The organism is Sandaracinaceae bacterium, from assembly GCA_020633055.1.
Classification (GTDB): domain Bacteria; phylum Myxococcota_A; class Polyangia; order Polyangiales; family Houyiibacteriaceae; genus JADJJE01.
Genome location: JACKEJ010000005.1, coordinates 211,041 through 234,754 on the forward strand (window position 1 = coordinate 211,041; position 23,714 = coordinate 234,754).

Annotated in this window: 17 protein-coding genes; 1 reads left to right on the top strand and 16 read right to left on the bottom strand. The window is 71.5% G+C overall.

Annotated elements, in window-relative coordinates:
• Positions 1 to 46 precede the first annotated feature (46 nt).
• The 16 genes from H6726_05755 to H6726_05830 form a co-directional block, all read right to left on the bottom strand.
• Positions 47 to 1,456 carry an aldehyde dehydrogenase family protein gene (locus tag H6726_05755; protein MCB9657141.1) on the bottom strand — a complete coding sequence of 470 codons (1,410 nt, stop codon included), beginning with the start codon at positions 1,454 to 1,456 and terminating at the stop codon, positions 47 to 49.
• 545 nt (positions 1,457 to 2,001) lie between these two features.
• Positions 2,002 to 3,720, bottom strand: coding sequence for a hypothetical protein (locus tag H6726_05760; protein ID MCB9657142.1), 1,719 nt, complete (start codon positions 3,718 to 3,720; stop codon positions 2,002 to 2,004).
• Between the two features lie 380 nt (positions 3,721 to 4,100).
• A complete protein-coding gene (locus H6726_05765) occupies positions 4,101 to 5,882 on the bottom strand; it encodes a tetratricopeptide repeat protein (protein ID MCB9657143.1) in 1,782 nt (593 codons plus the stop codon).
• Positions 5,879 to 7,855: a hypothetical protein gene (locus H6726_05770; protein ID MCB9657144.1), complete on the bottom strand. Its 1,977-nt coding sequence runs from the start codon at positions 7,853 to 7,855 to the stop codon at positions 5,879 to 5,881. The genes H6726_05765 and H6726_05770 overlap by 4 nt, the downstream gene beginning before the upstream one ends.
• A gap of 44 nt (positions 7,856 to 7,899) precedes the next feature.
• A complete protein-coding gene (locus tag H6726_05775) occupies positions 7,900 to 8,823 on the bottom strand; it encodes a hypothetical protein (GenBank protein ID MCB9657145.1) in 924 nt (307 codons plus the stop codon).
• Positions 8,824 to 9,097: 274 nt separating this feature from the next.
• Complete coding sequence (locus H6726_05780) at positions 9,098 to 9,682, bottom strand: uracil-DNA glycosylase family protein (GenBank protein MCB9657146.1); 585 nt, start codon at positions 9,680 to 9,682, stop codon at positions 9,098 to 9,100.
• A complete protein-coding gene (locus tag H6726_05785) occupies positions 9,679 to 10,566 on the bottom strand; it encodes an MBL fold metallo-hydrolase (GenBank protein MCB9657147.1) in 888 nt (295 codons plus the stop codon). The genes H6726_05780 and H6726_05785 overlap by 4 nt, the downstream gene beginning before the upstream one ends.
• A 144-nt stretch (positions 10,567 to 10,710) precedes the next feature.
• On the bottom strand, positions 10,711 to 13,281 hold the full coding sequence (locus H6726_05790) for an AMP-binding protein (protein ID MCB9657148.1): 2,571 nt from the start codon (positions 13,279 to 13,281) through the stop codon (positions 10,711 to 10,713).
• Complete coding sequence (locus H6726_05795; protein ID MCB9657149.1) at positions 13,278 to 14,195, bottom strand: 1,4-dihydroxy-2-naphthoate polyprenyltransferase; 918 nt, start codon at positions 14,193 to 14,195, stop codon at positions 13,278 to 13,280. Before H6726_05795 ends, H6726_05790 begins: the two co-directional genes overlap by 4 nt.
• A complete protein-coding gene (locus H6726_05800; protein MCB9657150.1) occupies positions 14,188 to 15,012 on the bottom strand; it encodes an alpha/beta fold hydrolase in 825 nt (274 codons plus the stop codon). Before H6726_05800 ends, H6726_05795 begins: the two co-directional genes overlap by 8 nt.
• The gene (gene menD / locus H6726_05805) at positions 15,009 to 16,802 is read right to left on the bottom strand and encodes a 2-succinyl-5-enolpyruvyl-6-hydroxy-3-cyclohexene-1-carboxylic-acid synthase (GenBank protein MCB9657151.1); all 1,794 of its coding nucleotides are present in this window, start codon (positions 16,800 to 16,802) and stop codon (positions 15,009 to 15,011) included. The genes H6726_05800 and menD overlap by 4 nt, the downstream gene beginning before the upstream one ends.
• An 8-nt stretch (positions 16,803 to 16,810) precedes the next feature.
• On the bottom strand, positions 16,811 to 18,253 hold the full coding sequence (locus H6726_05810) for an isochorismate synthase (GenBank protein ID MCB9657152.1): 1,443 nt from the start codon (positions 18,251 to 18,253) through the stop codon (positions 16,811 to 16,813).
• On the bottom strand, positions 18,250 to 18,954 hold the full coding sequence (gene ubiE / locus H6726_05815; protein MCB9657153.1) for a bifunctional demethylmenaquinone methyltransferase/2-methoxy-6-polyprenyl-1,4-benzoquinol methylase UbiE: 705 nt from the start codon (positions 18,952 to 18,954) through the stop codon (positions 18,250 to 18,252). Before ubiE ends, H6726_05810 begins: the two co-directional genes overlap by 4 nt.
• A 26-nt stretch (positions 18,955 to 18,980) precedes the next feature.
• Entirely contained in the window at positions 18,981 to 20,195 is a 1,215-nt protein-coding gene (locus H6726_05820; protein ID MCB9657154.1) for a hydroxymethylglutaryl-CoA reductase, degradative, read from the bottom strand.
• Positions 20,196 to 20,210: 15 nt separating this feature from the next.
• A complete protein-coding gene (locus H6726_05825; protein ID MCB9657155.1) occupies positions 20,211 to 21,236 on the bottom strand; it encodes a polyprenyl synthetase family protein in 1,026 nt (341 codons plus the stop codon).
• Positions 21,237 to 21,298: 62 nt separating this feature from the next.
• Positions 21,299 to 21,877, bottom strand: a complete 579-nt coding sequence (locus tag H6726_05830) for an ArsR family transcriptional regulator (GenBank protein MCB9657156.1) — start codon at positions 21,875 to 21,877, stop codon at positions 21,299 to 21,301.
• 167 nt (positions 21,878 to 22,044) lie between these two features.
• Between H6726_05830 and H6726_05835 the strand changes: the two genes are divergently transcribed.
• The gene (locus H6726_05835; protein ID MCB9657157.1) at positions 22,045 to 23,664 is read left to right on the top strand and encodes a CHASE domain-containing protein; all 1,620 of its coding nucleotides are present in this window, start codon (positions 22,045 to 22,047) and stop codon (positions 23,662 to 23,664) included.
• Positions 23,665 to 23,714: the final 50 nt, after the last annotated feature.

Genomic DNA, 23,714 nt, shown 5'->3' on the forward strand with positions numbered 1-23,714 from the left:
CGAGCATCTGGGGCAAGATCCTCGCAGGGCCACGCCGCGGCCGAGCTCAGGTGAGCAGCGACACGAGCTTCTGCTTCCACTCGCTGTAGGGCGGGTACATCACCGGCGGGTCGACTCGCGTACCCTTGCGCAGCACGGCCTTCTGGTGGCTGAACACGTCGAAGCTGCGCTTGCCGTGGTACGCGCCCATTCCGCTCTCGCCCACACCGCCGAAGGGCAGGTCGGGCACACCCAGGTGCAGCCAGCCGTGGTTGATGGTGACCCCGCCCGACGACGTGCGCTTCAACACGCGGTCGTGCGTGCGCTCGTCGCTCGAGAACAGGTAGAGCGCGAGCGGCTTGGGGCGGCGGTTGATGAACGCCATGGCAGCGTCGACGGTGGCCACCGCGAGCACGGGCAGGATGGGCCCGAAGATCTCGTCCTGCATGACCGGCGAGTCCTCTGGCACGTCCTTGATGATAGTGGGCGCGAGGTAGCGATCTGCCTCTTCGCCCACGCCACCCGTGACGACCTCGCCGGCACCGAGCAGCTTCATGAGCCGCTGGTGATGCCGCACGTTCACCACTCGCGCGAAGTCGGGGCTGTGCTGCGGGTTGTCGCCGTAGAACTCGCGCACATACGACACCATGCGATGCACGAGCGCGTCGTGGACGGCGTCCTCGACCAGGATGTAGTCGGGGGCCACGCAGGTCTGCCCCGCGTTCACGAACTTGGACCACACGATGCGCTTGGCGGCGATGTCGAGATCGGCGGTGCGGTCGACGATGACAGGGCTCTTGCCGCCCAGCTCGAGGGTGACGGGCGTGAGGTGCTTCGCGGCGGCCGCCATGACGATGCGACCGACGCTCCCGTTGCCCGTGTAGAAGATGTGATCGAAGCGCTCGGCCAAGAGCTCCGTGGTCTCCGGCACGCCGCCCTCGACGACGGGAAAGCAGTCGGGGTCCACATAGCGCGGAATGAACTTCGCGAACAGCGCGCTGGTGGCCGGGGCCACCTCGGACGGCTTCAGGACCGCGCAGTTGCCCGCAGCGATGGCACCGACGAGGGGCGCCATCATGAGCTGAAAGGGGTAGTTCCACGGCGAGATGATCAGGACGACGCCGAGCGGGTCCTTGTGGATCTCGCTCTTGCCCGGCTGCACCACCATCGGGGTCGGCACCTCCTCGGGTGCCGCCCACTCGCGCAGGTGCTTCTTCGCGTGATCGATGTCGGTCTTCATGAAGCCGACCTCGGCCAGATACGCCTCGAAGCGCGGCTTGCCCACGTCGGCCGCGAGCGCGTCGTAGATCTCGCTCTCGCGCTCGGCCAAGAAGCGGCTGAGCCCGTCCAGCTGCGCCAAGCGCCAGCGCAGGGAGCGCGTCATACCCGTGTCGAAGCGCTCGCGGGTGCGCTCCACCAGCTCGGCGATGCCGGGGGTGTGAGCGTTCTTGGACGGTGCGGTCTGGGTCTGTTCCATGGGCGGGCTCCTCGTGCGTGGACTGAGGACGTTATCAGACGTCACGCCGGATGGCGAAGGGGGTCTCGCTCGGTGTGTCGGGTGGTGCGCGTGGGGACAGGGGTGATCGCGACGGGAGCGGGGAGGGCCGGCCACGGGCCCGGTCGCGCTGGCGCTCCCTGTGGTGCCTCCCCCGTTTCGACGCGCCGAGGCGCTTGAAACGGGGCCCCCCCAACGCCCGTGGTCGGCCCTCCCCGCTCCCTCGGTGACGTTTGGGCTCGTGGCGCGCGCGGGCCCGGCGGGGCTCGCGGGAGCCCCTTCTGGGCGTGAGGAGGTCGGGGGGCGCGGCTGGGTCGGGGAGTCTGGCGCGACTTGGCTGGTGGGGTCGGCGTGGTCGGGGGGCGCAGCTGGGCGGGGGACTCTTGCGCGACTCGGCTGGTGGGGTCGGCGCTGTGCGCGGATGGGCGGAGTTGTCTGGCGCGACTTGGCGGGTGGGGTCGGCGTGGTCTTCCGGACGCGGCGGGGTCGGTGAGTCTTGCGCGACTTGGCTCGTGGGGTCGGCGTGGTCAGGGGGGGCAGCCGGTGGCGGGGCGGGAGTCCAGGGCGCAGACGGCTTCGAGGACCGGGAGGCAGGTGGTGTTGGACTCGTCTTCGGCGTCGTCCCGGAAGACGACCAGCTCGCGCTCGTTGACCGTGACACGGTAGAGCGGGAAGTAGCCGAAGGTCGAGCGGACGGGCGGGGTGTAGTCGTCGTCGTCGCAGTGGCCGAGGGACTCTTGGATGGTGGGGAGCATGGTCTCGCTGCCGTAGTCGACGGGGCCGAGCACGGCGCTCGCGAAGCAGCGTGGGCGCCGTCCGTCCCAGCCGCAGAGGGAGAGCCGGGCGCTCGCGCTCGCGTCCCAGTCGCAGTCCGAGGCGGAGGCCTCGCCAGCGTTCCACGTGATGGCCACGGAGGCGCGCGGCGTGTCGTCGAGGATCTCGACGGACACGCGGTCGACGTAGGCGTTCTCGCGGCGGCTGTCCCCGTGCTCGCGGCCGAGTTCCTGCAGCACCATGACGCCCGCGGTCGTGCGCGCGACGACGTACTGGGCGCCCTCGGGGCCGTCGTACAGCTCGGGGCTCGTCAGACGCAGGACGGCTACGGCCCAGGTGGGCTCGCCGTCCCGGGCGATGGTGTCCCAGGTGTCCACGTCGCACGCGTGCACGTCGTCGTCGGGCGCGAGCGGCTCGTTGAGGAGGGGCGCGAGGAGGGCGCGACACAGCTCGTCGAGGTTGGGGTAGATGTCCGCGACGCGGGGCACGTCCGCGCTCTCGAGGGCGAAGCGCCGCACGCGGGCCTGCTCGATCTCGGCGACCGCGGCCGCGCCGCGCGCGTCGGGCAGCACGCGCAGCGACTGGGCGTACAGCACGCGCGCCGCGTCCGGCTCGGCTCCACTCTGCGCGTCGCCTGCTGCCCAGAGAGCGCGCGCGTAGTGCTCGCGCACGGTGTCGTCCGGGCGCAGACACAAGGACTGTCGCAGGAGCTCGGCGCCCGTCGCGGGGTCGCGTTGGGCCAACGCCACCCGGCCCGCGTTGTAGAGCAGCATGGCGCGTCGCTCGTCGCTCATGTCCAACGCCAGCGCCGCGTCGAGCTGCAGGACGATGTCTTCGATCAGCGTGGCGCTCAGGCACAGGTGCGCGATGGGCGAGGGCTCCTCGTCAGCCGCCGTGTCCTGGTACGCGAGCTCCTCGAGGTCCTGCGTGAGCTCGCACCACTGCCGCGCACGAAAGCGAGCCCAGGCGGCTTCGCCTTTCAGCCCGGGGTCTTGGTAGCCGGCGACCGCGACGATCTCGAGCGCGGCCGAGAAGCTCTCGACGGCCGTGACCCAGTCGTCCGCAGCCTGGGCGGCGCGCGCACGACGCAGCGGGGCCGCAGCGCGCGCGAGAGCCCGTACGCGCCCTGTACACGCGCCTCGCTCCGCCGCTGGGAGCGCGCGACAGCCCGCCGCCGTCGTGGGGGGCACGGTCTCCGAACGCTCCGGGGGCTCCTGACCGCACCGCAGTGGGTCGGCCACGGCCAACGCCTCCTCGGCGGTCGCGCGACGGGGCTCGGCGCCCTCGCACATGCTCACGAACTCGTCGTCGAGCTCGTCGGCCTCGAGCGCGGGCTCGGCCGTGCGAACGACGGGCGTGTGGCCGCAGCCATGTACGCCCACCAGGAGCAGCAGCGCACAGGATGGGAGCCAGCAGCGTCGATCGCGACGAGCGAGCCCGCACAGCGAACGGGGAGACCGGGCGGTGGACATCTCGCGAAGATATCAGACCAGCGCGCACTCCACGCGGAGGGTCGGCGCCTCGGGCGCACGACGAGACACCCTACCGGAGTCGACGTACGACGCACCGCGTCGCAAGGAATTTCGGCGCGCGGCCCGCAGTGAGCAGGATGCGGGGATGGCTGAACACGAATGGGAACCCCGAGAGCAACCCGCACCGTGGTGGGCGCACCTGCTGCGCTGGTGGCTCTGACATCACGGCTGTACGCGCCGTAGGCTCACGCTCGGACGTCGCGAACGCGCGAAACGCCCGCGCCCCCGGGGAGCATGCGCGCGCGCAGCGCGGCCACACTCCGTCGATGTGCGTCCTACGTTCGGGCGCTCCGCGTGAGGCGCGCGCTCTGGGCCTCGACCTAAAGCTCGCTCAGCCGGGACCGGATCATGTCCGCGTCCCGCGCATTGGGAGCGAGTCGCAAGTAGCGTTCGTACGCGCGACGGGCCTCGGGCGCGCGGCCCATGCGCTGATACGCGAGGCCGAGGCCGCGCCAGGCCGTGGCGTTCCCAGGGTACGCCTGGGTGGCCTCTTGGAACTTGTCGACCGCCGCGGGTAGCCGGCCTGCCACGAGCAGGCTGGTCCCCTCCGACGCGAGCGCCGACGCGCGCTCACGGTCGAGCGAGCGCGAGCTCTGCGCCCCCGAACCGCGGATCTCGGAGTTGTCCGTGGGAGCAGGAGCCGCGCTCGGCGTGGGCGTCACGGCGACCGCCGCGGCCGGGGTCGGCTCGGGGCGCGACGCCGGGGCCGCCGTAGGCGTGCGCCCACGCGCTTCCGCGCGCCGTTCTCGGGCGGACTGCTGGGCGCCCTCCGGGCCCTGATGAGTCGAGGGCGCGGTGGTCACGGGGATGGGCGGGGTAGGCACCGTCACCTCCGTTTCCGGGGCTTCGGGGGCCGTCGGGACCGCCGCGGACACAGGCGTCACCGTCGCGTCCTCGGTCCCGCCGGGCCGCAGGAGCAGACCGCCCGCCGCTCCGACGGCCAGCAACAGCAGCACCCCTGCCACGGCGGCCGCAGCGCGCGCCACGGGGCGTGGCTTCCGCACCGGGACCACGTCACTCGCCTTTTCCTGCCGCATCGGGACGGTCGGATCCACCGCCTCCACGTGGGTGGAGGTGCCCGGGATGACCAAGAGGCGTGGGCTGCCGGTGACAGCGGAGGCCGCCTGGGGTTCGGCGATGCGCTCGAGGTTGGCCTTGGTGAGCCGCAGCACCCGCGGCGCACGGCCGAACGAAGCCTCGATGGCCGCGACGAACTCGTCGGCGAAGTCGCCCGCGCGTTGATACCGCGCCTCGGGGCTGCGCGCGAGACCGCGAGCAATGGCGGCCTCCACCTGCGTGGAGTACGCCTTGCCGTGGGCCGACAGCGGTGGCGCGTCGGCCGACATCTTCTTGAGGAGCTGCGCCGTCGGAGTGGGGCCGTCGATGGGCAGGTAGCCCGTGAGCGCCTCGTAGGCGATGCACGCCAGCGAGTACACGTCCCCTCGGGCGTCGATCATGCGCCCGTCGCCTGCCTCGGGCGGCAAATACTCCGGCGTACCCACGATCATCCCGGCACGAGTGAGGCGTTCGCGCCCATCGCTGAGCAGCGTGGCCAGACCGAAGTCCAGAAGCTTCACGACGTCCGTCCCGTCCGGCTGCTGCGCCAGGAACAGGTTCTCCGGCTTCAGGTCGCGGTGGATGATGTTCTGCGAGTGCATCGCGTCGAGCGCGCTCGCGATGGCGCGCACGATCGCAGCCGTGTGCGTGGGCGGGATGCGGATGTGCTTCTCGAGCACGTCCGCGAGCGACTTGCCGTGCAGCTTGGGCATCACCAGGAACGGGCGCCCGTCGTCCAGCGTCCCCAAGTCGTACACATCCACCACGTTCGGGTGGCCCAGGCCCCCCGCGATGCGAGCCTCCGCCAAGAAGCGCTGCGTGGCGCGACGATCCGAGGCGATGGTGGGCAACAGCACCTTGATGGCGACGTCGCGCTCCATCGCTTCCTGCCGCGCGCTGTACACGGCGCCCATGCCGCCCTGCCCCATGATGCGCTGAACCCGATAGCGGCCCGCCAGCACCGCACCGATCATGGGGTCCGGCTCCTCACCATGAGCGGCGAGCTCGGCGTCGAGATCCAGCTCTCGTTCGGGGGTGGAGCTCATGAGCAAAACACCAGGAAGCAGCAGCGACCATCCGTACACGTGTTGCCGCAAACATTGTTGCAACCGCCGCAGTGCGCCTCGTCCGTGTCGGTGTCCACACACGCGCCCCCGCAGCCCGTCAGACCGGGACCACAGCAGACTCCGCCCGTACAGGTCTGCCCTGCGGTGCAGTCGTTGCCGCAGCTGCCGCAGTGGTCGGGGTTGGCGCCCAGGCTGGTGCACGCGTTGTCGCAACAGCCTTGGCCCGAGGCGCAGAAGTTGCCGCAGCTGCCACAGTTGAGCTCGTTGTTGGCCACGCAGGCGCCATCACAGCACAGGCTCCCCGAGCCGCAGCTGTTGCCGCACGTGCCGCAGTTGGCCGCGTCGTCCGGCACGCATGTGCCGCCGCAGCAGAGCTCACCGGGGTCGCACGCGTTTCCACAGGAGCCGCAGCTCTGCTCATCCGTCTGGGTGTCCACGCACGAGCCCATGCAGCAGGACTCACCGTTGGCAGAGCAGTCCGTTGGGCACCCCTGGCAGAGCGGGGAGCTGGGTGCGCGACAGCCGCCTTGGCAGCACGCCTGACCAGCGTCGCACTCCGCGCCGCACATGCCGCAGTGGTCCGCGTTGCGTGCCGTGTCGACGCACGTGCCACCGCAGCACTGCCGCCCTTCCCCACACGCGCGTCCACACGCCCCGCAGTTGAGCGCATCCGAGTCGAGGTCGGCGCTGCGGCCTGCGCAGCAGGTCAGTCCGTCGCCCGCCGCGCTGCCGCAGGTGCCGCAGTTGGCCCCGTCCACGGCCGTGTTCACGCACTTGCCGTTGCAGCACTCGAGGCCGTTCGCGCACGCGAGGCCGCAGGTGCCACAGTTCGCCTCGTCGCTCAACAGGTCGAAGCCGTTGTCGACCGCGCCGTTGCAGTCGTCGTCGATGCCGTTGCACAGTTCGGCGATGGCATCGGGGGAGACGCACGTGAGCGCGTCGTCCACGCAGTCCATCTCGCCCAACGCGCACCGCCCCTGGCCGTCCCCGACACACGGCTCGTTGCGGCCTTCGATGTCGTCGGTCACGCCGTTGCAGTCGTTGTCAGCCGCGGGGTCGTCTCCGGTCGACATGTTGGCGCAGGTCTCGGCCTCGGGGCCCGCGGCGCTGCACGGCGTCCAGCTGCCGTCCCCCAGACACGTCTGCGCGCCAGTCGCGCAAGCGCCGACACCGATCGTCCCTGGCGGCCCGCCGTAGCAGACCTGGGTGCTGCCCGGGGTCCCGCAGGTGTCGCAGTCTTCGTCGACGAGGCCGTCGCAGTCGTCGTCCACCGCCGTCCCGGCGGTGGTGCAGCCATCGCCGGTCTGCGCGATCACGTGCCCACTGCACGTGCCCGGCGTGCCGCTGTCGCACGTGGACGTGCCAGCCACGCACACTCCCTGACACACGAACTTGCCCGGCGACGTCTCGGTGCAGCCAAGCGCACCAGACGGAAAGCAGTGCACGGCGGCGTCCTCATCCATCTCTCCGTCGCAGTCGTTGTCGATGCCGTCGCAGATCTCGGAGGTGGGGTTGGACACGCGGCGACACACCACGTCGGCCCCTTGACACACGGGCATGCCAGCGTTGCAGGCTCCCATCTGTCCTGTCTCACAGCTCGCCTCGGGCTGCTCGTCGACGTTGTCGTCACAGTCGTCGTTCAGACCGTTGCACGTCTCGATCCCAGGCAAGACCTGTCCACGACAGGGTCCGAAGGACCCGTCGACACAAGCGCGCGTCCCCGGGCGGCACACCCCCCGCGGGGTCGCCATGCCGCCGTCTGCGCCCTGCGCCGTGTAGCACGCCAACGGCGTATCGTCTTCGCACGCAGCGGAGATGCAGAAGCCGCGGTGGCACATCTCGGCCAGGCCGTTGCAGTCCTCGTCGCGCGCGCAGCCCCCATAGTTGGGGTTGGCGTCGAGGGGCACGCTGCAGCCGCTCACGCCGGCCGCCGCGGCGAGGAGAGCGAGCATGCGGGCCACGGGTGCGCGACTGGAGCGCGCAGGAGACCTCGTGCTCACAGGGAACCTCCAATGGAGAGGCCGACGACGCGTGGTCCGATGAGCACGCTGGCGCTCACCGCCGGCTCGTCACGGCGCTGGCTGCGCTTCCGCGCGAGGATACCGCACACCACGGCGCTCACTGCGCTCGCCCCAGCGACCGCCGCCATGCTGGTCGCCGCACGTCCGAGCCGAATCGCGCGCTCACGCTCCCCGAGGGCTGCGTCCACGTCCGCTGGGGTGTCGGTGGTCGCCGAGCGATAGTCGTCTTCAGCCGCGCGATGTTGCGTGCCCGCATAGACGAAGGCTCCCAGGCTCGCGAGAGCAACACCAGCTGAAACGTATGCACCCGCACGAACTCCTTGTGGGCTACGCGGCTCCCGGGGCGATGGCGTGGGTCGAGCGACGGGTGGCGTCGCCTGCTGTGGAGCTGCGACGACCGTGGGCGCTTCCGTTGGCAGCGGCGAGAGCCCGAAGACCTCGCGGACCAGCGGAGGGATGGTGTCCAAGATGGCGGCGTCCGGCGCTGGCGCCTCCACGCCCCGCGTCACGACGCGCACCTGCGACCCGTCGAAGTAGGCCACGGTGAGCAAGAGGCGCGCGCCCGAGCGCTCGAGTGACCCGTACACGAGCCGACTCACGCCCAGCTCCTGCGCCACCACCGTCAGGCACTCCGGGGTCTCGCCCAAGCACCCGAGCGCCATCTGCAGGTCCTCGAGATAGAGCGCTGGTGTGCCCGCCGTGAGGACGACCTGGGCGCGATCGACCTCGACGCGGATGAGCCGACCCGTCGCTTGCGCCAGGTCGCGCAGATCGGCCCCAGACGTCGTCTGCAAGACCACCGCGCTCGGCCGCTCGTCTGCTTGGCCCTGCGCCTCGGCGCTCGGCGTGACCACCAGGCCCAGCCAAGTGAGGGCAGAGCAGAATGACGCGACTCGCACGCAGGACGGCACGAAGCGCGGAACGGAATTAGGGGTCGCGTCCGACATAGGGGGGAACCCGGTGCCACCGGGAACAACGGGATACTAGCCCATAACGGTGACAGACTCCAACCCGCCGGCGACGATTGTCCGACACCAGCTGGTGTTGGACAAATATCCAGTCACACAAGACTCTTGTTTTGTGGGTGTTTTCTGCGCAGCTCCCCTTGGACGAGGCGCCGTACGATTTTTTGCCACGTCGGTTACGCAACCACGCGTCCCACACTGGCCGCGTCTATGAGAGGAGGGCAGCCACGCGGGCGCGCAAGTCCGGCAGGAGCTCCTCTTCGAACCACGGGTTCTTCTTGATCCACATGCGGGATCGCCAGCTTGGATGGGGGGTGGGGAGCAACTCGGGCAGGTACTCCCGATAGCTCGCCACGGTGTCGGTGAGCGTCCCTTTGCGGCGCTTCCCCAGGTAGTGGGCCTGGGCGTACTGACCCACCAGCAGCGTCAGCCCGAGCCGCGGCATGTGCCCCCGCAGCCGCGCGTGCCACAGCGGCGCGCACTCCGGGCGCGGGGGCAGATCCCCTTGGGAGGCTCTTCCGGGGTAGCAAAACCCCATCGGGACGATGGCGACGCGACGCTCGTCGTAGAACGTCTGCTTGGGCATGGCGAGCCACTCGCGCAGGTGATCTCCCGAAGCATCGTCCCATGGGATGCCGCTCTCGTGCACCTTGGTGCCCGGCGCCTGCCCGATGACGAGGAGGCGCGCGGTCGCGCTCGCGCGGAGCACGGGGCGCGGTCCCAACGGGAGGTGCTCCTTGCAGACCTCGCACGCCCGCACCTCCGACAAGAGCTGCTTCAGCGCTCGGCTCATCCCGTCAGCGTAGCGCACGCGTCGGCCGCGAAGAAGCGTCCGCGTTCGTCGCGTGCCACGCGCCCCCACGCGACCTCGGCGTCATGGACGAAGACCACACCGCCGGAACGGCGTTCGAGGCTGGCGAGGAGCAGCTCCTTCTCTTCGATCAAGCGCTCGGGGAATCGGTCGTAGCCCATCGTGATGGGCAGATGCATCCATGGGGCCCCTGGGATGCAGTCGGACGCGTACAGGAGGGGGCCGTGATCCGTCGGGAGCTCCACCATCATCAACCCCGGCGTGTGACCGTCCGAGAAGTAGAGCGGGTAGTCCGCGCCGAGCGTCACCGACGTGGCTGGCGTACCGAGCGGCGCGTCGGGAACGAGCTCGAGCATCCCCGTCGCCCGCAGCAAAGCAGGCAGCGCGGCGATGAACGACGCCCGGTCGCGTGCGTGGGGAGCCTCGGCGCGCTCGAACGCGCGTTGGCCCACGACGTAGGACGCGTTGGGAAAGGCGAGTCGCTCGGGGACGCCAGGCTCGTAGGCAGCCAGCACGCCGCCGGCGTGGTCGAAGTGCAGGTGGCTCAGGACGATCACGTCCACGTCTTCCGGCGCGACGCCGTGCGCGGCGAGGCTCTCGAGCAGCACGTGCCGCTCCTCCTGCACGCCGAAGCGGTCACGCATCCCGGGCTCGAAGAAGGCCCCGATGCCGGCCTCGAACAGCAACGTGCGCTCCCCGTCGCGCACCAACACGGACCTGCACGCGAGGGGGACGCGGTGGCGCGCGTCGGGGGCGATGAAGCGCTCCCACAAGGCACGCGGCGCGTTCCCGAACATGCTGCCTCCGTCGAGGCGCTGGCTGTTGCCGAGGATCGAGACGAACGTGCGCGTGGTGGTGCTGGTCATGACGAGGATGGGACCGTAGCAGCCCACGGAACTCTCCGCTGCACCGGACGCCGAGCCGCGGCGCGAACGGCGCGGCGCAATCGCGAGCACACGAGGCGCGCACCGCCGGGTCGCCGTCTCGCATCGACGTCGCCCTGACGAGCGTCAGGAGCGGCGGAGGGCGGACACGGCAACGATGCGAGTCCCGCGGGCATCGGCCAGCCCCGCGAGCCCCGCGCGTGCCACCTTGCCCAACGACGTGCGAGGCAGCGCATCGACCACCCAATACTCCTTCGGCCGCTTGAAGGAGGCGAGGGCCCCCGACAGGGCCACGTCGACGTCGCGCAGCAGAGCCTGGACGTCGGACCAAGGCGCCTCGTCTTCGCCCGCGCACGTCGGCTCCAGGATCCGCGCGTCGGACGAGGCGAGCTCCGTGGTGCTGCGACGGGTCTCCAACACGCAGACCGCGACCACCCTCTGACCCCAGGTCGCGTCGTGGACACCGATGACGGCGGCTTCGCGCACGGCGGGATGCGCGCTCACCCGCGCCTCGACCTCGGCCGGGTAGACGTTCTCGCCACCAGTAATGATGAGGTCCTGCCGACGCCCCTCGATGTGAACGCATCCGTCGTCATCGACGCGCCCGAGGTCCCCAGTGCGGAACCACCCGTCTTCGTCCAGAGGTTCCCGCTGCCCCAAGTACCCCGAGAAGAGCGTCGGGCCACGCACCTCGAGCACGCCCCCACGGGCTCGCACCTCCACACCGCGCAGCGGGCGCCCGCACCCGGGTTCGCCTGCGTCGCGTTGGGTCGCGATCTGCGAGCACGCCTCGGTCATGCCGTAGGTCAAGCGAATCGGGAAGCCCGCAGCACGCGCTCGCGCGACCAGACCTGCATCTGCGGCGGCGCCTCCCAGCAGGACGACACGGAGTGACGGAGGCGCGCTCCCGGTCTCGTCCAGGCACCGAGCCAGCATCGTCGGTACGAGCGAGAGCTGTGTCACGCCGTACCGACGGACGAGGTCGAGGGTCGTCGCGGGGTGGAACTCGGAGCTGGCCGGCAGCACCAGCGTCCCTCGGTGGACCAGGGCGCGCAGCAGGATGGAGAGACCGCCGACGTGCGCCGGGGTCAGCGACGCGAGCCACACGTCGGGCGCGTCCTGGGTCGCTGACGACGGTCTGGCCGCTCCAGCAGGGAGGGACGAGCTGCGTTGTCGAGAAGCCCACGCGGAGGCCACGAACGCGCGCCGGGAGAGCACGGCGCCCTTCGAGATACCGCTGGTGCCCGAGGTGAAGAGGATGGCCAAGGGCGCCTCGGGCAGCGGCCGCTTCGTGTCTTCGCTGCGCTTGAACGGAAGCCGTGAGGGCCGTTGGTGGATCCAGCGCGCCCCGCTCTCGCGGACGATGGCCTCGTGCTCGTCGGGGGTGCCTCGGGGATGCAGCGGGACCAGCACGATCCCCGCGGCGACCGCGGTGAAGACGGTCACGACCGTGTCGACGTCCAGGCGTGGGATGAACGCGAGGCCGTCCCCAGCGCGCCACCCCAGCTGCTCCAGAGCCCGCCGCTGAGCCTCGCACCGCGTCGCGAGCTCCGCATGAGAGAGCGGGCCGGATGGGCCATCGATCGCGAGGCGCGTGGGATGCTCGCGAGCGGCCTCGGCGATGGACAGATCGCGTTCGAAGTGGCCGCAGCCGGGTGCGTGATGCGGGATGACGGGCTCGTCCCCCTGCCCCGCGTGGGCTTCGAACGCGAAGGGCGGCTGGAGCGCGTGCAGCCCAGCGTGATCGCCGACGCCCGCAGCCGCGCCACCCGCGATGGCGAGCGCCAACTCACGCAGGACCGCGTTCGCGACCGGCCCCTCGAGGGTGTGTGACACGATGGGTTCGATGCCGCGCCTGAGGGCCTCGCGCACGTACGGAGCGCAGCGCAGCAGCCCTCCGAGTGAGGTTGGCTTCAGCACCCATGCGCGTACACCGGGGTGCGGCACGACGTCCGCCGCCGGCACGCCGCGGAGCGACTCGTCCAACGCCAGCGGCACGGGCGCGCCGGTGGGCAGCGTCGCGCTCGGCTCCTCACAGAACTCCGCGTCGAGGGCCGCCAGCGCGAGCAGCACGCGATCGACGTCGCTCGCCCCAAGCGAGCGGTTGGCGTCGAAGCGAAGACGCGCGGCTGGAAACCGATCGCGCAGCTTCCGCGCGAAGGCGAGCTCGGCGTCGAGGTCGCGTCCCAATTTGAGCTTGAACGTGTGGACACCCGCCGCGCTCGCCGCTTCGGCGGCTCGGAGGTCGTCCGGCGCAATCCACGCGGCCACGCCGAGCTGGCTGCCCGACACGTGGGCGCCCGGTGGGCCGAGCTCCAGCCCGTGCCGCAGGGCCGCCCACAAGGGCACACCTCGCGTACGCGCGTAGGCATCGAACAGCGCGCTCTCGAACGCAAAGCGCGCCGCGTGGGCGACCGTCGGGATGGCGTCCGAGGCGCGCGCGACCGAAGCCGTGAACGCCTCCAACGTGTCCATGCCGACTTCCACCGTCGGGCCGAGCCCACGCAACGCGCGCTCGCTCTCCTCGAGACTGTCGTCCGAGTAGCCGGGGAGCGGCGAGGCCTCGCCGAGCCCACACACCCCCGCGACCCGCGCCAGCAGCAGCCAACCGCTGCGCTCCTCGAAGCGCGCTACGGCGTTCTCGACGGGGCGCTCGAAGGTGCCACCCAGGGGCGAGAGCGACAGTGAGACCTTCACGTCGTCACCGAGATCCCCAACGCGAAGAGCAGCCCGAAGGCCAGCAGCAGCTTGGCGGTCCCCGTCAGCGCAGCGTTCAGGGTCGCGCCATCGCGCACCCACACCGCGCGCAGCAGCACCGCCGCCGCCGGAAAGGTCACGAAGACGATGAAGATCAGCGAACCCACGAGCCCCAGCGCGAACAGATACACAGGGATGCCGTACGCCACGGCGATCAACAGCGAATACTCGATGCGCACCCCGGTGGCCCCCAGACGCACGGCGAGGGTGCGCTTGCCGGTGCGCGCGTCGCCGACGCGGTCTCGCAGGTTGTTGACCACGAGGATGGCCGTCGCCAGCGCGCCGACGGGGATCGCGGCGAGCAGCGACAGGGTCGTCGGTAGCCGAGCGAGCGGGACGCTCTGCACCAGCTGCACATACTCGGTGCCGCACACCGCGACGAAGCCGAAGAACAGCATGACGAACACGTCGCCGAGCCCATGATAGCCGAGCGGGTACGGGCCGCCGGTGTAGGCGATGCCGGACAGCACGCTGGCGACGCCGATGGCCACCACGACCCAGCCCCCGATCCACACCAGGTAGAGACCGGCCAACGTCGCCAGGCCGAAGCTGACGACCATACCCCGCTTGAGCTGCGCGGCCGTGAGCAGCCCCGCTTGGGCCGCGCGCACGGGCCCGAGACGCGTCTCGTCGTCGGTGCCCTTCTCGAAGTCGAACACGTCGTTGGCGAAGTTGGTGCCGATCTGGATCATGCAGGCGCCGAAGAGCGCCGCCGCCGCCGCGAGCCAGGCGACCCCACCGGCCGAGCTCGCGCACGCCGTCCCAACCGCGACGGGCACCAGCGCGGCGCTCAGCGTCGCCGGACGGGAGGCCAAGATGAAGGCCTCTTTGGACCCCGGTCGCACATCAGACATCCACAGTCTCCGAGAGCACGCGCGCCAGCTCGCGTGGCGCCTCCAGCGGCACATTGTGCCCGATTGGGTTGGCGTCGTCGCCGACCACGATGACCCGCCCCAGCGGTAGGCGCTCCTGCATGGCAGCGGCGCGCGGCCGAAAGGGTGCGTCCGCGTGACCCACGACCAGCGTCACCGGTAGGTCCAGGGTCGGGAGCGCGTCGACGTACGACGGCATGCGCCCGAGGCTGAGCACGCGCAGCGCCGCCGCGAGGCGCGCCGGGTCCTGCTGCAAGCGCTGTGCGCGCTGCACAGCGAGCACCGCCGGGTCGAGCCGCCGCTGGCTGGCCCACATGGGCAGCGCCTCCCAGCGCGCGACGAAGGCAGCGAGCCCCCCACGCTCGAGGTCGTCGGCCAGCGCGTCGTCGGCGGCGGCGCGCGCGCTGCGCTCGGCCGGATCCACGAGACCGGGGTGGACGCCCACGAGGGTGATGGACTCGAAGCGCACGCGGTGGCGCACCGCGAGGCCCAGGGCCAGGCGCGCGCCGAGGGAGTAGCCCAACAGGTGCAGGGTCCCGCGGGGAAGGCCTCGGGCGATGCGGTCCACCTCGTCCTCGAACGAGGTCGCCGTGGGCGGACTCGCGGGGGCGCTGTCATGCGCAACGGGCGCCACCTGCGTATGGCCGCCTTCCATGAGCGTGGCCGCCGCCCCTTCATGTCCGACCACCGTGGGCGTGAGCACGCGCAGCGGCCTCGCGCCCTGCGCGCGGAGGGCGGCGAGCACCGGGTCCCAGCTGGTAGGACTGCCCGTGAAGCCGTGCAGGCACACGAGCGTCATGTCGGGCCTCCCGCGGCGCGTGCCACGAGCGCCTCGACCTCGGCGTACAGCGCGCGCTGCACGGGTCCGGCGTCGTGCGGCGGGACGACCGCCTCCACCACGTGTAGGCCCGGGCGCCCGACGCGAGCCGCCAGCGCCTCGCTGAGCGCAGCGCGCGTACGCACCACGACGTGGTCGTGGCCGAACACACGCGCCGCAGCGGCCAGGTCCGCGCCGTGTTCGGTGGTGAAGCTGCCCATCGGTGCGCCGGCGTGACGCGCGATGGGCAGCAGCTCGAAGATCCGGCCGCCGCCGTTCTGCAAGACGACGATGGTGAGCGAGCTGTCCGCGTGGTGCGCTCCGAGGCCACCCAGGTCGTGGACGAAGCTCACGTCCCCGACCAGCGCCACCATGGCGCGCCCGGTGGACGCCGCGCCCGCCGCGCCGGCCGAGAGGCCGTCGATGCCCGAGGCCCCGCGCTGCGTGTGCACGCCGCCGACGGGGCGCTCGCGCCGCGCGTAGGCGTCTACGTGGCGGATGGACAGGCTGTTGCCCAGCAGGAACCCGTCGGTCTCTCCCAGTGCATCGACGACCGCCTGCGCCACCGCGCCCTCCGACAGCTCTGTGTCTTCTGCGAAGCGACGATCGAAGATCGCCTGGGCCTCACCGTCGAGCGCGCCGAGGCGCGCGGCATACGGGCGTGTCGCGGCCTCGGAGCGTGCGCCCTCTGCTTCGAGGGCGTCGGAGAGCGCGTCCAGGGCACTGGAGACGTCACCCACCAAGATGTCCGCGGCGTTGCGTGCGGGGTCGGGCCGACCAAAGGGGGCCAGCACGAAGCGCGGGCAGGTGGCCTCCTGCGCGAGCAGCTCGAGGCTCTTCGACGTGGGGGTCGCACCCACCTGGATGACGAGCTCGGGGGCGAGCGCCGCGCGCGCCGCGGGGGCACGCAGCAGCGCGTCGAAGCATCCCACGCGCGTCACGCCGTCGGGCACCGGACCGAAGCGGCACTGACTGCCTGCCTCGGCCAGCAGCGGAAAGCCGCTCGCGCGGGCGAAGCGTAGGACCGCCGCGGGGACGTCGCTCCGACGGGCGAGGGGACCCACGACCAGCAGCCCGCGCGCGCCTCGCGCGTGGCAGGCGAGGACGGCGGCCCGGAGCGGACGGAGGGCATCGTCGCCCACGCTGTCGGGCGCGCAATCCACGATGCGGGGGGTGGCCGAGACCCACGCGTCCACAGCGTGGTGCACGACCAGCGCTTCACCCGTCTCGGTGGGCTCCAAGGGCACGCGTAGCGGGACGTTGAGGTGCAGCGGCCCCACCTCGGGTCCGGCCAGGCCGGCTCGGAGGAACGTCGAGAGGCGAGCACGCCACGCGTCCACGTCGGCGAGCGAGCTCGCGCACCCCAGGTCGAGCTCCTCCCGCACGAACGCGCCGAACAGACCGCGCTGCGTGATGGTCTGGTTCGCGCCCCAACCGTGCAGCTCGGGGGGGCGGTCGGCCGAGACCACCAGCATGGGGAGCCGGGTCTCCGAGGCCTCGATCACGGCCGGCAGGTAGTGGGCCAGCGCGGTGCCGCTGGTGCAGAGCAGCGGCGCCACCCTGCCCGTCTCGCGCGCGACGCCCAACGCGAAGAACGCCGCGGCCCGTTCGTCGATGACGTGGTGCAGAGGGACACCCAGCTGGTGCAGCGCCAGCACGAGCGGTGTGCTGCGGGAGCCAGGGCTCACCACCCAGCGCGTGGTCCCGGTGGCCCGTGTGATGGCGCCCACCAGGAAGCGCGCGGAGGCGTACTGGAGATCACACGCGTGCATGGGGACCCTCAGGCGCCCGAGAGCGTGCCCAGCACGGCCCGCATCTTGAGCTCGGTCTCGTCGTACTCGGCGTCCGGGCGCGAGTCCCGCACAATCCCCGCGCCCGCATAGACGGACACGCGCCCGTCGTGCACGACGCCCGAACGAAGCGCGACGACGAAGCTCCCGTCGCCGCTCGCGTCGGTCCAGCCGAAAGGCGCGCTGTACCAGCCACGCGACACGGGCTCGCGCTCCAGGATCCAGGCGATGGCGGCTTCGCGCGGCACCCCCCCGACGGCGGGGGTCGGGTGTAGGGCGCCCACCAGCTCGAGCACGCTCGCGCCATCGCGCAGGCGGCCCTCGATGGGCGTGCGCATGTGCACCACGTCCGGTAGCTCGCGGGTGCCCGGCTGCGGGTCGTGCGTGACCGCGCTGCAGTGCGGCTCGAGCGCCCCCACGACGGCGTCGACGACGAAGCGGTGCTCACGGCGGTCTTTGTCGCTGGCCAGGAGCTTCGCGCTCTCGCCGCGCGGCATGGAGCCCGCCAGCGCCTCCGTGTGGACGCGGTCTCCGGTGCGGGTCACGAGGCACTCGGGCGTGGCACCGAGGAAGGTCACCACGCTTCCACGGGCGTCGCGGCGGAAGATGGCGAAGCGGGTGCACGACACGAAGCGCGCGTCCAAGCGCGCGAGCATGTCCACCGCGTCGGGCAGGTCGCCCTGCACTCCGGCCGCCTCGGCGCGCCTGGCGAGCACGACCTTCTCCAGCCGACCCGCCGCGATGGCGTCGCGCGCGTCCCCGACCATCTGCGCAAAGCGTTCACGAGGGAAGTGCGTCACCTGCGCCACGGAGGCCGCAGCGGGCTCGCGCGGCTCGCTGGTGAGCGCGGCGACGAGGGCGGGGACCTCGTCCAGCAGCGCCTGACCGGCGCGCTCACCGTCCTCCGGGAGCACGCAGAACGACAGCCACGCTTGGCCACCACTGACCGCGTACTGCACGCGAGGCATGACGAACAGCCCATCGCCCAGCGGCTCGAACGGCGTCCCCACGGACGCCCCCGGGGCGAAGGCCAAGCCCCCGAACACACGCGGCGTCGGGGCCCCTTCGACGGCCACCACGCGCAGCGCAGCAAGGCGCGCCGCGATGGCGTCTCGTTGCGCCGCGAGGCCGTCGTGGTTCGGGCACTCGAAGGCCACCTCGAGACCCGCGATGGCGAGGCCGGCGGGTGGATGAAAGTACACGGACGCACGGGCGCGGTCCGCTTCGAACAGCTGCGCCGGGTGCGCGACGGGGGCAGGCACCGTGACGTGCACGGCGTGACCCGCGTGGCGGCCGAGCGCCTCGGACAGGGCGCGACGCGTCTCGCGCGCCCACTCCTCCGCCGTGCCAAGGACGACCGCTGCTCCCGAACGGGCCTCGGCCTCCCCGAGCGGGGTGCGCGCGTGCTCTCGCTGCGCGGCGCTGCTGCTCATCCGATCACCGCTCCGCGAGCCGGCCCGCCTTCGCCCAGGCTCTCGGCGACGTACAGGCAGCAAACCCCGAAGGTGAGGCGCTCGAGCGTCACCATCTTCATGCCGGCCTCTTCCATCAACGCCGCGAACTCCTCGGGCTCCGGAAAGGCCGCGATGCTCTCTTGGAGGTAGCGGTACTCGGCGCTGCCGGAGAGCCACGCCCCGAGGCGCGGGACCACCTGGCGGATGTGGAAGCGCGCGAACGGGCTGAGCACGCCGCGCTTGGGCTCGCTCAGCTCGAGCACACAGATGCGGCCGCCCGGACGCACCACGCGCGCCATCTCGCGCAAGCCACGGCGCCGATCGGGCACGTTTCGAATGCCGAACGCGATGCACGCCGCGTCGAACGAGCCTGCGTCGAACGGCAGGGACTGCGCGTCGCCCTCCATCAACGTCACGCGCCGCCCGAGCTGCGCCGCGTCCACCTTGCCGCGCCCGACCTTGAGCATGTTGACGGACGGGTCCACGCCCACCACCTCGCACTCGGGGTGCGTCTCGGCGATCTGGATGGCGAGGTCGCCAGTGCCCGTGGCGAGGTCGAGTACGCGGGACCCCGAGCCCACGGAGAGCGCCGCGACCGTCTTGCGGCGCCAGCTCTGATCCACGCCCATGGAGATGATGCGGTTGAGCCGGTCGTAGCGGTCCGCGATGTTGTCGAACATCTGACCGGAGCCCATGCGTGCTTCGGTCATGGCGCTTTTCCCTCGGCGGCGCGCCGCGGCGCCTCCTGCTCCTCGCCCTGCTGCGCCACCTCGGCCTTGCGCGCGTGCAGGCGCATGTGGCCCTCCTGGATGCCCTCGCCCGCCAGCGCCTTGAGCGCGGCCAGGTTGCTGGCCAGGCCCGCCGACGCGATGACCACGCCGAGGTCACCCGCGCGCTCGAGGTCCATCAGCTCGAACGCGGCGCGGACGCCCTGGTGCACGCGCGTGGAGCCACCGACCGTGCCCACGGCCATCGGCATCTCCAGCTCGCCGCGCACGCCCGTCTCCGTGCGGCGCCAGACCGCGAGCGGCCGGTACTGTCCGTCCCGCGAAGCAAAGGCGTGCGCCCCGGCCTCGAGGCTGCGCCAGTCCTGTCCCGTCGCGAGGGCCACCGCGTCGGCCCCGTTCATGATGCCCTTGTTGTGGGTCACGGCGCGGAACGGATCGAGCTCCGCAAAGCGGCTGGCCTTGGCGATGCCGTCCGCCACCTTCGCGCCACCCACGGCGTCCGCCATGACCTCGCAGCTGACCTTGACCGTGCGGCGCAGCGGCAGGTTGCTGAGGATGCGCAGCCCGATCTCGCCGCCGATCTCGGCGTGCACCAGCGGAGCCACGGCCTCCGCCACGGTGTCCACCACGTTGGCGCCCATCGCGTCACCCACGTCCACGTAGAGGTGCATCACCAGCACCCCGTCCGTCGGGCAGAGGACGCGCACGTCGAGGTCGCGGCAGCCGCCCCCACGGCGCACCATGCCGGGGATGCTGGCGTTGCCCGCCGCGAGGATGCGCTCGCGCGAGGCCTCGATGCGCGCCGCGGCGTCGGCCGCGTTGGGCACGCCGTCGAACTGCACCTGCGTGGTCATGATGGATGCGCTGGCCTCGCCGAAGAAGCCGCCCGTCATGCGCACCAGGCGCGCCGCGTTCGAGGCCGCGGCCACCACGGAGGGCTCCTCCACGCTCATCGGGACCAGCACGTCGCGGTGGTTCACGCGGAAGTTCAGCGCGATGCCCATGGGCAGGCCGTAGCAGCCCACGACGTTCTCGCTCATGCGGTCGGCCACGTCCGGCGGGAGACCGCCGCCGGCCTCCAAGAACGCGACGGACTCGGGCGAGAGGCGCCCGGTCTCGACGAGGCGTGCGAGGCGTTCGCGCAGGGACTTCTTGTAGAAGCCCGGGATTCGACTGGTGACGGAGTCGGTCATGGTGTTCTCTCGAGCTCAGGCTTCGCGATGGACGGTGGCCTGCGCGACGGTCAGGAGCGCCTCGATGGCGCGGGAATCGGGCAGCGGGGAGAGCACGGCCGCGGCGCGGTCGGCGTGCTCGAGGGCGAGGGCGCGGCAAGCGTCGAGAGCCCCCGTGCGCACCAGCGCCGCGCGCAGCGTCTCGTGGAGGGTCGCCGTGCGGGCCGGGTCGGCCTCGTCGTCCGCGCCCAGGATCTCGCCCAGCAGGGCACCCAGGCTCGGGTCCTGCTCGTAGGCATGCAGCAGCGGGTAGGTCATCTTGCCCTCGCGCAGATCCGTGAAGAGGGCCTTGCCGGTGGCCTGCTCGTCGCCCGCGTAGTCGAGCCAGTCGTCGATCAGCTGGAAGGCCATGCCGAGGTGGGTTCCGTAGTCTTCGAGGGTCTTGCAGGCCGCCTCTTCCAAGCCGCCCGCGCGCCCGCCGGCGTACATCGCCCAGCGGAACAGCGCGGCCGTCTTGCCTTCGACGACCTTGAAGTAACTCTCGCGGCGGGTGTCGATCTTCCCGCGGTTCTCCAGCTGCAGCGCCTCGGCGAAGATCATCTCCTCGATGATCGCCAACAGGCGGTCGAGCGTGCCCTCGACGCGCGCCACGCGCACCCGGCGCAGCGCCTCCACCAGCAGCCAGTCACCCGCGAAGATGCTGGCCGCGTTGCCATACAGCATGCGCGCGGCGGGGGCCCCGCGGCGCTGCTCGCTCTGGTCGATGACGTCGTCGTGCAGCAGCGTCGCGCAGTGCACCAATTCCACGGCGACGCCCATCTCGCGCGCTTGATCGCTGAAGCCCGAGCCCACGCGCGACGCGAGCGCCACGCACATCGGGCGCAGACGCTTGCCGCCGCGCGCGATCAGGTGCAGCGCGCTCTTGCTCACCACGTTCGGATCGGCCGCGCGCTCCGGCAGCGCGTTGAGCGCGTTCTCGAAGTCCTTCATGTCCCAGCGGACGAGATCGCCGAGGTCCGCCAGGCGCGTGGCGAGCTCCGCGAGCCCCTGCTCGTCGCAGATGGACCGCAGGCTGCGGAGGACATCGCGCGAAGGGTCGGCGCGAACGGCGGAGAGCAACGACATCAGACTTGTTCCTCGGCGGAAGAGAGCTCGCTCGGGTCGACGGTCTTGCCCGCCACGAAGGCGCGCACCATCCGGTCGCCGACGCTAGCGAGCGCACGCAGATACGCAAGGCGCCGCCGCTTGAACGCGATGGCGGCCCGGTCGGCCCCGGCCACGCGCAGCTCCTTGAGGGCTCCGTCGGCCGCGCTGAAAGCCTCGCTGGCGTCGCGGATGAGCACCAGCTCGCGGCGCTCGACCACCCGGCGCACCAAGCGCCAGACCCGCGGCTCGACGCTGTAGAAGTCGCGCCGCTCGCCGGTGACGTACGTCTTGCGCACGGCGCCCCACTTGTGGAGCTCGGCCAGGGTCAGGGACACGGCGCTGGGGCTCAGCTGCAGGCGCTCCCCGAGCGCGGCGATGTCGAGCGGATCCGGCGACATGAAGAGCACCGTCCACAGGCGTCCCATCTGCCGCTTGAAGCCCCAGAACTCCATCAAGGCGCCGACGGCCTCGGCCACCTCGAGCTCGACGTGCCACCACTCCGGCGTGTCGTCGGTGGGCTCCGAGGGGGCGATCAGGCTGCGAGCGGGTCGAGACATGACTTCAGAACTTTCAAAAGTTCTTGAAACTTCAATAGACTCAGGAACCCGTGCGGTCAAGGCCGCGCCGTCGATCACGACCGGCGCCCGGCTTCCCCTGCACAATCCAGGGACACGGCAAATGGATGGCTCGCAGTGGCCGGAATGGCGGTACGCTCGCGGGCATTGTGGGCCTGCCTCCTGCCGACCCCCGGAAGATCAAGCGCGCCCGCACCTTGGCTCTCTTGCTCTTCACGGTCGTCTCCAGCGTGCTGGGCGTCGTCTGGATCCAGCAGCGCGCGCAGTGGACGGCCACGACCAACGCCCAGGTCCAGCTGGCCACGGACCAGGCGTCGCTGCGGCTGAGCGACTTCGTCGTGGCGCGCGTCTTGGCGACGGCGGGGCTGCTCGAGTCGACGCGCACGGGGGATGACGACGAGTTCGTCGCTCGGGCCCTCACGGTGCAGTCCGAGTTCGGCGGCTTCCAGGCCATCAACCGTGTCTCGCCCGCGGGCATCATCGAGCTGGTCACCCCCGCCGCCGCAAACAGCGTGGCGCTCGGCCGCAACGTCAGCCTGCGGCCCCACGCGCGGGAGGCGTTCCTCCGGGCCCAGCGCACGGGCGACGTCCACATGACCGACGCGCTCGAGCTCTTCCAGCGAGGTCGCGGCTTCGCCGTGTACTTCCCGATCACGGAGGGACCGCTGGCGGGGCACTTCGTCAACGGCGTCTTCCGTGTCGACCCGATCATCACGACCGCGCTACGCGGCGATCTGCTCGAGGGCTACTGGATCGAGTTGGTCGACGACACGGGCGAGGTCCTGACACGCCCCGAAGAGCCCGACGCGGTCGCGCGTCGAGAGGCAGAACGCCGCCCCACGTCCAGCGTGACGTTCGCGCTGGTGGACCGGCGCTGGACCATGCGCGCGTGGCCGCGCGACGCCCTCTGGCGGCAGCTACGCGCCGGGCGCCCCGACGAGGTGTTCGCGTTCGCGCTCCTGCTGGTGGGGCTGGTCTCGTGGCTGATCTACGTCCAGCTCATGCGGGAGGTGCAGCGCGATCGCGTGGCGGAGGAGCGCCGCGAGATGACGCGCCGGCTCGAGACCACCACCAAGATGGAGTCGCTGGGGCGCCTGGCCGGCGGGGTGGCCCACGACTTCAACAACATCCTGACCGTCGTGATGGGCAGCGCCCGCCTCGTGCAGCGCGAGGCAGGCAGCAACCCGCGCGTGGCGAGCCACGTGAGCGCGATCATGGACGCCGCCGAGCGGGCGAGCGCGCTGACGCGTCAGCTGCTGTCGTTCGCCCGGCAGATCCCGACGCCCGTCGAGACGCTCGACCTGAACCAGGAGCTCCGCGGACTCGAGCCGATGCTGCGGCGCCTGACACCCGCACGGGTGACACTTACGGTATCGACGGGTCAAGAGCCGCTGCTCGTGCGTGGGGAGCGCTCGCAGCTGAGCCAGCTGTTCGTGAACTTGGTGGTGAACGCCATCGACGCGATGCCCGAGGGAGGCCCCCTGCGCGTCCGCACGCGCCGCGACGGGCACCACGTGCTGATCGAGGTCGAGGACGCCGGTGTGGGGATGGACGCGGCGACCCGCAACCACATCTTCGAGCCTTTCTTCACGACCAAGGCCGAGGGCGAAGGGACGGGACTCGGACTCGCCACGGTGTACGGCATCGTCACGAGCTACCACGGGAAGATCGACGTCGACAGCGCGCCGGGCGAGGGCACGACCTTCCGGTTGCGGCTCCCTGCCGCGCGGCCAACGCGACGGCGAAACGAGCAGGCGGCCGGGCGCTGAGGGGCTCGAAAGGGACTTGCACATCCTCATCCGTGGCGGTACGAGTCGCC